The 1,817-nt window shown below is 50.5% G+C and carries 3 protein-coding genes; 2 read left to right on the top strand and 1 reads right to left on the bottom strand.

Features of this window, described 5'->3' with window-relative positions; translation table 11 throughout:
• A partial coding sequence (locus tag IQ219_RS19345; protein ID WP_194073691.1) for a uracil-DNA glycosylase family protein occupies nt 1–615 on the bottom strand: 615 nt, incomplete at its 3' end.
• 235 nt (nt 616–850) lie between these two features.
• Here IQ219_RS19345 and IQ219_RS19340 point away from each other — a divergent pair.
• Together IQ219_RS19340 and IQ219_RS19335 are read left to right on the top strand one after the other, a co-directional pair.
• Nucleotides 851–1,045, top strand: a complete 195-nt coding sequence (locus IQ219_RS19340; RefSeq protein WP_194073690.1) for a hypothetical protein — start codon at nt 851–853, stop codon at nt 1,043–1,045.
• 237 nt (nt 1,046–1,282) lie between these two features.
• Nucleotides 1,283–1,817: D-alanyl-D-alanine carboxypeptidase (locus IQ219_RS19335; RefSeq protein WP_194073689.1), on the top strand; the 535-nt coding region annotated here is incomplete at its 3' end.

The raw sequence follows: 1,817 nt of genomic DNA, 5'->3' as shown, positions 1-1,817 counted from the left end.
ATTTAACGGTGAAGGATGGGGTAAAGGCATTAATCTAACAATTTTTTGACTACTTTTGCCCGCTCCTGTGTTGGCTTTGATCAACACATCTAAGGAAGATTCATAGCGATCGCCACCCCGGAAAAATTCATCCAACTGTCCCTTAGCGCCATAGGGGGCGAACCATTTAAAAGCTTCCGTTCCCAGGGTAATAATTTGTTTGCCCTGCCAATGGAACACCAATAACTGCTCCACAAAAGGACGAAACCGCTCCTTCACCTTAACGGAATAGGCCTTATTCTCCGGGGGTTTGTAGGGCACTGTATTGGTAAGCAAAATCCTTTGGCAAACAGTTTGCAGATCGTCTTGACCTTTGGGTGTCCGACCCTGCCAAGCTTCAAAAAAGCCCTTCCTCACTAAGCGCCCCGCCGCTCCGATCAAGGGTTGTCCTTGGCGTACCTCATCCGCTCCCAGATCTCGACCAAAAAAACAAAGCTGACTGCCCAGATTCCCTCCGAACAAAATCGGCTCTAGGGCATCCTTGCTGGCCTGCTGGTAAATGGGAGAATCCAAGGGAAAAGGCTCCCGTTCTGCTTCTTGGCGAATACTACGGATCAGGGTTTGAAGCTCTGACATGGAAAAACTGAATAACTGATTGGCAAAAGAATTGGCAAAGGAAACTAGGGCACCCAGGGCCCAATTTAGGGAGAAATGTCCCAGGGCCACAGACAGCTAAATGTTAAAGACTGTTGCAGAAGCGTGCGTCTCCGCTAATGCCATGGTAGTTTTTATAGGGATCCCAAGTCCCTCGGTTGGATACTTTTCAGTTATTTTTTTAGTTAACAGCATTGCTCAAGGAGGAAAAAGGACAGTGTCAGCGACCCCGGTAGATCTTCCCCAGCCCCAAGAAGCCATCAGTGATTACGTGGCGGAATTGCAACTGCACATGACTCTCCAGGCCCGTAACCTGGTGCCTACCCTAACCCAAACCCCCGGGCCATGCCATAGCCTCGTGCATGAAAGCCAAGCCATGGTGGAAAAAATTATCTCCCGCCAGCGTCGATAGAGAATTTGCTTCGTACTTCCTGATATTCTCTGCAGCAGAGTCAAGCCAAGAAGTTTTCATTTCGTCCTGAATAATGGTTTCCCCGATCGCCTACCAATGGTTGTCGACGATGGTGGTATAATCCTGACTTTGCTGCATCAAAAATGGTGCGTCACAAAAAAGCCCAAACCTAGAAGTGGAAGGTAGCAATGCCTGTGTGGTTAGACCAAGGTCAGACCTGCAGCAATCTGCTCCCCCATGGTTCGCGGTTCTGAACTTTATTGGAAGCCCATGATCAAAAATCGTTTTCCCTGGCTAAAAGTTGGCGCCCTTGCCACCAGCGCTGCCCTGTTAAGCACCACCCCGGCCTTAGCCGACCAGCCAGAAACCTTTGCCAGCGTTGACTATTTTCAGGGTAGGCAGTCAGTTCCTATCGAAGTGGAAATGCCAACGGGGGGATTTGGCAACATTGGTTCCCCTATTTACCAAGGGGCTTGCCCTGCTACCTTTGAACCCATTGTGCAGCGCATTGTGGGGGCCAAGGCCATGCCCAACTGGGGGGTGTTGGTGGAACGATTGGACGATCGCCGGATGCTATATAGCCATAACGAAAATAAGTTCTTTATTCCCGCTTCCAACGCGAAGATTTTCACCACAGCGGCGGCTCTACAACGGTTAGGTCCCAACGCCACAGTGCGTTCCCAGCCCCTGCGGAACTGGGTAATGACCACCAATAAACGCTCCAACAACAGCTATGCAGAACTGTTGCTCAACACCGTGGGCGGGCCAGGGG

The organism is Synechocystis sp. LEGE 06083, from assembly GCF_015207725.1.
Classification (GTDB): domain Bacteria; phylum Cyanobacteriota; class Cyanobacteriia; order Cyanobacteriales; family Microcystaceae; genus Synechocystis; species Synechocystis salina.
Note: the sequence above shows the minus strand (reverse complement) of the source record. Positions and strands in the feature narration are given on the sequence as shown.